General features: G+C 46.8%; 1 protein-coding gene. It reads left to right on the top strand.

Annotation, left to right across the window (positions count from 1 at the left end; all coding sequences use genetic code 11):
* The coding region (locus Q1A18_RS19000; RefSeq protein ID WP_299584733.1) for a hypothetical protein at positions 1 to 410 on the top strand (410 nt) is incomplete at both ends.

Below are 410 nucleotides of genomic sequence, written 5' to 3'. Positions count from 1 at the left end.
GCTTTACAGGAAAAAGACATCCAGGATTTAAGAGCAAACCTGAAGCAAATTGCGGCCAACATCCCGGCGCATCAGCGTACCCCTCAGGAAATTGAGCAATACAACAACAACGAGCTCGACGAAATGCAACTCATTGACTTCGAACAGGAACTTCTGCTCTGCAGCGACTTGGAAAAAGACATCGAACTGTATAAAGAAATTGATCAGGCGGCAGCCGAAACCGACATCATGAATCTTCGGGCAAGTCTTCAGTCCATCCAGCAAACAGAGGCTTCAACCACTCAGAAAATGGAAGAAATCGATCAGTACATCAACCTGGAACTGACCGATGAGAAACTGGCCGCATTTGAAGCCGAGCTTGCAGAAAACCCCGATCTGGAAGCTGAAATCAGGCTGATCAATGACATTGA

Origin of the sequence: uncultured Sunxiuqinia sp., from assembly GCF_947495665.1 — a bacterium.
In the GTDB taxonomy this organism is placed as follows: Bacteria; Bacteroidota; Bacteroidia; order Bacteroidales; family Prolixibacteraceae; genus Sunxiuqinia; species Sunxiuqinia rutila.
Note: the sequence above shows the minus strand (reverse complement) of the source record. Positions and strands in the feature narration are given on the sequence as shown.